Genomic DNA, 6,655 nt, shown 5'->3' on the forward strand with positions numbered 1-6,655 from the left:
ACCGGGGTAATCCGTGAAAAAGCTCTCCGCACGACGACGCCATCCGCTGGCGGCGCTCGTCGTCCTACTCCTCGCGCTGGCATGCACAGGCGGGTTGTATGCCGTGTTCGCGCCCGCGAGTAAGGCGCAGGCAGACGACACCGCCCAGTCCCTCGCCATCGACGAGGGCAAGAAGCTCTACGCCGTAGGCTGCGCCAGCTGCCACGGCACCGGCGGTCAGGGCAGCTCCGACGGTCCGAGCCTGGTCGGCGTGGGCGCCGCGGCCGTCGACTTCCAGGTCGGTACCGGCCGTATGCCGGCGGCGACCTCCCAGGGCGCCCAGGTGCCCTCGAAGAAGGTCATCTACTCGCAGGCCGCGATCGACCAGCTCGCCGCGTTCATCTCCTCCCTCGGCGCCGGCCCGTCCGTCCCGACCGAGGCCGAGTACGGCCCGGAGGGCGCGGACATCGCCAAGGGCGGCGAACTGTTCCGCACCAACTGCGCGCAGTGCCACAACTTCACCGGCAAGGGCGGCGCCCTCACCAAGGGCAAGTACGCTCCGACCCTGGAGGACGTGGACCCGAAGCACATGTACGAGGCCATGCAGACCGGCCCGCAGAACATGCCTTCGTTCCCCGACACCACGCTGTCGGAGCAGAACAAGAAGGACATCATCGCGTACCTGCACGCGGTCAACAGCGACGAGACGAACAACCCCGGTGGTCTGGAGCTGGGCGGCCTCGGGCCGGTCAGTGAGGGCCTGTTCGCCTGGATCTTCGGTCTCGGCGCCCTGATCGCGGTCGCCGTCTGGGTCGCCGCTCGGACCGCAAAGGCCAAGAAGTCATGAGTAGCCAAGACATTCCAGAAGAGAACCTGCCCGCTGAGCAGGGCCACGCGCACGGTACGGCGGTAGGCGTCGCGGACGAGAAGAACCCGTTCGCCGACCCCGGCCTGCCGCCCCACGAGCACCGCGTCCAGGACATCGACGAGCGGGCCGCCAAGCGGTCCGAGCGTGCGGTCGCCTTCCTGTTCACGCTGTCGATGCTCGCCACCGTCGGCTTCATCGCCTCGTATGTGACGATCCCCGCCGACAAGTCGATCTTCGTGTTCCCGATCGGTCACCTCAGCGCGCTGAACTTCGCGCTGGGTCTGACGCTGGGCACGGCGCTGTTCACGATCGGCGCCGGCGCGGTCCACTGGGCCCGCACCCTGATGTCGGACGTGGAGGTCGCCGACGAGCGGCACGCGATCGCGGCCGACCCCGAGGTCCGCGCGAAGGTCCACGCGGACTTCAGGCAGGGCGCCAAGGAGTCCGCGCTCGGCCGACGCAAGCTGATCCGCAACACGCTGTTCGGCGCGGTCGCCCTGGTGCCGCTCTCCGGCGTCGTGCTGCTGCGCGACCTCGGCCCGCTGCCCGAGGACAAGCTGCGGCACACGCTGTGGGCCAAGGGCAAGCTGCTCGTCAACATGAACACGAACGAGCCGCTGCGTCCCTCGGACGTCGCCGTCGGTTCGCTCACCTTCGCCAAGCCCGAGGGCCTGGAGGAGCACGACGAGGAGTTCCAGAACGAGATCGCCAAGGCGGCCCTGATGATCGTCCGGCTCCAGCCGGACAACATCAAGGACAAGCGCGAGCTCGCGTGGTCGCACGAGGGCATCGTGGCGTACTCGAAGATCTGCACCCACGTGGGCTGCCCGATCTCCCTGTACGAGCAGCAGACGCACCACGTGCTGTGCCCCTGCCACCAGTCCACCTTCGACCTCTCCGACGGTGCCCGAGTGATCTTCGGCCCCGCCGGTCACGCCCTGCCGCAGCTGCGCATCGGTGTGAACGACGAGGGCTACCTCGAGGCGCTCGGCGACTTCGAAGAGCCCGTCGGTCCTGCTTTCTGGGAGCGCGGATGAGCACCACAGAGTCCACTGAGACCCGCGAACGCGGGAAGGCTCCGGCCGGCGAGCGCATCGCCGACTGGGCCGACGGCCGGCTCGGGATCTACTCCCTGGCCAAGGCCAACATGCGCAAGATCTTCCCCGACCACTGGTCGTTCATGTTGGGCGAAGTGTGCATGTACAGCTTCATCATCATCATCCTGACGGGTGTGTATCTGACGCTGTTCTTCCACCCGTCGATGAACGAGGTGGAGTACCACGGCTCCTACGTCCCGCTCCAGGGACAGCTGATGTCCGAGGCGTTCAGCTCGACCCTGCACATCTCCTTCGACGTGCGCGGCGGTCTGCTCATCCGGCAGATCCACCACTGGGCGGCGCTGATCTTCCTCGCCGGCATGTTCGTGCACATGATGCGCGTGTTCTTCACGGGCGCGTTCCGCAAGCCACGTGAGATCAACTGGCTGTTCGGCTTCCTGCTGTTCGTCCTGGGCATGTTCACCGGCTTCACCGGTTACTCGCTCCCGGACGACCTGCTCTCCGGCACCGGTGTCCGCTTCACCCAGGGCGCGATCCTGTCGATGCCGATCGTCGGCACGTACATCTCGATGTTCCTGTTCGGCGGCGAGTTCCCCGGTCACGACTTCGTGGCGCGGTTCTACTCGATCCACATCCTGCTGCTGCCCGGCATCATGCTGGGCCTGATGGTGGGCCACCTGATCCTGGTCTTCTACCACAAGCACACGCAGTTCGCGGGCCCCGGCAAGAGCAACAAGAACGTCGTGGGCATGCCGCTGCTGCCGGTGTACATGGCCAAGGCCGGAGGCTTCTTCTTCCTGGTCTTCGGTGTCATCGCGGCCATCGCGGCGATCGCGCAGATCAACCCGATCTGGGCCATGGGCCCCTACCGTCCGGACCAGGTGTCGACCGGCGCCCAGCCCGACTGGTACATGGGCTTCGCCGAGGGTCTGATCCGCTTCATGCCGGGCTGGGAGATCAACCTCTGGGGTCACACGCTCGTCCTGGGCGTGTTCATCCCGCTGGTCCTCTTCGGTGTGGTCCTGGGCGCGATGGCGGCCTACCCGTTCATCGAGTCCTGGATCACCGGCGACAAGCGCGAGCACCACATCCTGGACCGCCCGCGCAACGCGCCGACCCGTACGGCGCTGGGCGTCGCCTGGGTCACGATGTACATGATCACGCTGGTCGGCGGTGGCAACGACCTGTGGGCCACTCACTTCCACCTGTCGATCAACGCGATCACCTGGTTCGTCCGGATCTTCTTCTTCGTCGGACCGGTCATCGCGTACATCCTCACCAAGCGGATCTGCCTCGGCCTGCAGCGTCGTGACCACGACAAGGTGCTGCACGGTCGCGAGACCGGCACCATCAAGCGGCTGCCGCACGGTGAGTTCATCGAGATCCACGAGCCGCTCAGCCAGGAGCAGCTGCACACCCTCACCGCGCACGAGCAGTACGCGCCGGCCGCGATCGGCGCGACCGTCGACGAGAACGGCGTCGAGCGCAAGGTGAAGGGCTCGGAGAAGCTCCGCGCCAAGATCAGCAACGCGTACTTCGGCGAGGACCAGCAGATCCCCAAGCCCACTGTCGAGGAGTACAAGGAGATCACGAGCGGCCACGGTCACCACTGATCCCAGGCGTCGCCACGCCACCTGCAAAGGGCCCCGTCCGGTCTTCGGACGGGGCCCTTTGCCGTGCCCACGGGCTGGATAGGGTGGGGTTCACACGGGTCCGGACGACCCACGACGACGCACGACGACACGCACAGGAGCGGCTATGAGCGCTGTGACCCCCGCTGGAGGCGACACCGCGGCGGACCGTTCCTGGCCCGAGGTGCTGAACGGCCTGCTGTACGGCCAGGACCAGGGCGCCGACGCCACGTTCTGGGCGCTGGACCGGATCATGCGCGGCGAGGCGACCGACGCGCAGATCGCCGGGTTCGTGGTGGCGCTGCGGGCCAAGGGCGAGACCGTCGAGGAGATCAACGGCCTCGTGCGGGCGATGTACGAGCACGCCAACCTGATCGAGGTGCCGGGCCGGACCGTCGACATCGTCGGCACGGGCGGCGACGGCGCGAAGACGGTCAACATCTCCACCATGTCGGCGATCGTCGTGGCCGGCGCGGGCGCCACGGTCGTCAAGCACGGCAACCGGGCCGCGTCCTCCGCGTCCGGCGCCTCGGACGTCCTGGAGAAGCTCGGCGTCAACCTGGAGCTGACCCCGGCGCGGGTGGCGGAGGTGGCCCAGGAGGCCGGGATCACCTTCTGCTTCGCGATCAAGTTCCATCCGGCGCTGCGTCATGTGGGCGCCGCCCGCGGCCAGTTGGGCATCCGCACGGTGTTCAACGTGCTGGGCCCGCTGACCAACCCCGCACAGGTGCGCAGCCAAGCGGTCGGGGTCGCGGACCCGCGCATGGCGCCGGTCGTCGCGGGCGTCTTCGCCGAGCGCGGCAACTCCTCCCTGGTCTTCCGGGGCGACGACGGCCTGGACGAGCTGACCACGACGGCCACCTCCCATGTGTGGGTGGTCCGCGACGGCAAGGTGAGCGAGGAGACCTTCGACCCGCGGGACGTCGGCCTCGACCTGGTCCCGGTGGAGGCGCTGCGGGGCGGTGACCCGTCGTACAACGCGGAGGTGGCCCGTCGCCTCCTGGCGGGCGAGACGGGCCCGGTGCGGGACGCCGTACTGCTGAACTCGGCGGCGGCGCTGGTCGCCCTCGACCCGGGCGCGGGGCCGCTGGCCGAGCAGATCCGGGCCGGCATGGACCGGGCGGCCGAGTCGATCGACTCCGGCGCGGCCAAGCGGTCCCTGGAGCGCTGGGTGGCCGCCAGCAACGGGTAGCCGTCGGTGACGCGGTCCCGCGATCCGGACACGGGTTGCGGGACCGCGATCACCTCACGTACGTTTCTGTACCAGGTCATGAGTGACAGTCATGAGGCCCCGGCCGACTGTCCGGCAACCCTCCTTCCGTGGCGGGGTGCCCCGGGTGAAGACCAGGCCGTAGGCAGCGAGGTCTACGGCAAGCGCGGGCCCCTCATGCTCTTTCGAGCAAGCACAGCCCAGGGGTCCTGGGTCGTTCGAGGGAGTCTTCCGTGAGCAAGCGAATGCGATAGGGCGTAGCGCCCCCGCCTCCGCATCCCCCTTTTCACCTTCCTCCGTGCTCGAGCCGTACCCGCTCGCACGGCGGTTTCCCCTTGCCTCTCACGGGAGTTCGCCATGTCTGTCTCCACCGCTGCCGCCGCCCGCACCGTTCGCAGTGACCTTTCGGGCGCCCTGCCCGTTCTCGGCCGGGATGTCACCGTTCCGCTCGTCACCGGCGGCGAGGTCACCTACGCGGCGCTCGACTACGCGGCCAGCGCCCCCGCACTCCAGCGCGTCTGGGACGACGTGGCGGCCTATGCCCCCTACTACGGCAGCGTCCACCGCGGCGCCGGCTACCTCTCCCAGCTCTCCACGGACCTCTTCGAGAACGCCCGCAGGACGGTCGCCGAGTTCCTCGACTGCCGCGCCGACGACCAGCTGATCTTCACCCGGTCCACGACGGACTCCCTCAACCTGCTGGCGCGGGCGCTCCCGGCCGACTGCCGGGTCTTCGTCTTCGAGACCGAGCACCACGCCTCGCTGCTGCCCTGGCAGAACGCCCGGGTCACCTACCTGGACGCCCCCCGCACCCCCCGCCAGGCCGTCGAGACCCTGGAGCGCGCCCTCGCCGACCGCGCTGTGTCCATTGATGGGGGGTACGGTCCGGCCCTGGTGTGTGTGACCGGCGCCTCGAACGTCACCGGCGAGCTGTGGCCCGTCCGTGAGCTCGCGGCGGCGGCCCACGCCCATGGCGCCCGCATCGTCCTGGACGCCGCCCAGCTGGCCCCGCACCACCCGGTGTCGGTGCAGGACCTCGACGTCGACTGGGTCGCCTTCTCCGGCCACAAGCTGTACGCGCCCTTCGGCTCCGGCGTCCTCGCCGGCCGCGCCGACTGGCTCCTCGCGGCCGACCCGTACCTCGCCGGCGGCGGCGCCAGCCGCAAGGTCACCCGGCGCGAGGACGGGGGAGTGGATGTGCAGTGGCACGAGAGCGCCGCCCGCCACGAGGCCGGCTCCCCGAACGTGATCGGCGCCTACGCCATCGCCTCGGCCTGCACGGCACTGACGGAGGCCGGCTTCGACACGCTGGTGGCCCGCGAGCAGTACCTCATCGAGAAGGTGCGGACGGGGCTGGCCGAGGTGCCGGAGGTCCGGATCCTCTCCCTCTTCGGCGACGACGCCCCGCGGGTCGGCGTGATCTCCTTCGTCGTCGAGGGCTGGAACAGCTCCCACTTCGCCGCCGCTCTCTCCGCCGAGTACGGCATCGGCGTCCGCGACGGCCTCTTCTGCGCCCACCCGCTGCTCCGCACCCTGCTGGGCAGCGACCCGCAGAGCCAGGGCGAGTGCGGCGCCCCCGAGGCGGCCCCCGGCGAGAAGTCCCTCAACGCGATCCGGGTGAGCTTCGGCGCCGGCACCCCCGACGAGCACGTGGAGCGGTTCGTCGACGCGGTGCGGGAACTGGTGGCCGACGGCGCGCGGTGGCAGTACCGCACACAGGACGGCCGCTGCGTCCCGGCGGTCTAGGACCTGCTCCGCGCGCTCGCTCCGCCTCAGGCGGTGTGCGGACGGCCGGATGCTGGGGCAGCCCTAGGTGTATTGCCCTGTGAGGTTGGGGACGCGGCTGGCGGGTGGTTGGCCTTTCAGCGCGGTGTGTCCGCGGTGGTGATTGTAGGTGTGCAGCCAGTCG

The 6,655-nt window shown here is 69.4% G+C and carries 5 protein-coding genes, 1 pseudogene and 1 riboswitch; of the genes and pseudogenes, 5 read left to right on the plus strand and 1 reads right to left on the minus strand.

What is annotated here, in order from left to right:
- The first annotated feature begins 13 nt into the window (after nucleotides 1–13).
- The 5 genes from ACIBTS_RS43630 (at nucleotide 14) to ACIBTS_RS43650 (ending at nucleotide 6,492) form a co-directional block, all read left to right on the plus strand.
- On the plus strand, nucleotides 14–826 hold the full coding sequence (locus ACIBTS_RS43630; protein WP_399326727.1) for a c-type cytochrome: 813 nt from the start codon (nucleotides 14–16) through the stop codon (nucleotides 824–826).
- A complete protein-coding gene (locus ACIBTS_RS43635) occupies nucleotides 823–1,884 on the plus strand; it encodes a Rieske 2Fe-2S domain-containing protein (RefSeq protein ID WP_399326729.1) in 1,062 nt (353 codons plus the stop codon). Before ACIBTS_RS43630 ends, ACIBTS_RS43635 begins: the two co-directional genes overlap by 4 nt.
- The gene (locus ACIBTS_RS43640; RefSeq protein ID WP_399326731.1) at nucleotides 1,881–3,518 is read left to right on the plus strand and encodes a cytochrome bc complex cytochrome b subunit; all 1,638 of its coding nucleotides are present in this window, start codon (nucleotides 1,881–1,883) and stop codon (nucleotides 3,516–3,518) included. Before ACIBTS_RS43635 ends, ACIBTS_RS43640 begins: the two co-directional genes overlap by 4 nt.
- A gap of 145 nt (nucleotides 3,519–3,663) precedes the next feature.
- On the plus strand, nucleotides 3,664–4,728 hold the full coding sequence (gene trpD, locus ACIBTS_RS43645; protein WP_319671873.1) for an anthranilate phosphoribosyltransferase: 1,065 nt from the start codon (nucleotides 3,664–3,666) through the stop codon (nucleotides 4,726–4,728).
- A 74-nt stretch (nucleotides 4,729–4,802) separates the two neighbouring features.
- Nucleotides 4,803–4,919: riboswitch (SAM riboswitch) on the plus strand.
- Nucleotides 4,920–5,103: 184 nt separating this feature from the next.
- A complete protein-coding gene (locus ACIBTS_RS43650) occupies nucleotides 5,104–6,492 on the plus strand; it encodes an aminotransferase class V-fold PLP-dependent enzyme (protein ID WP_399326734.1) in 1,389 nt (462 codons plus the stop codon).
- A gap of 63 nt (nucleotides 6,493–6,555) precedes the next feature.
- Here ACIBTS_RS43650 and ACIBTS_RS43655 read toward each other — a convergent pair.
- Nucleotides 6,556–6,655, minus strand: a pseudogene (locus tag ACIBTS_RS43655) (IS481 family transposase); the annotation flags it as partial.

The sequence above is a fragment of the Streptomyces sp. NPDC050121 genome (assembly GCF_044460385.1).
In the GTDB taxonomy this organism is placed as follows: domain Bacteria; phylum Actinomycetota; class Actinomycetes; order Streptomycetales; family Streptomycetaceae; genus Streptomyces; species Streptomyces soliscabiei.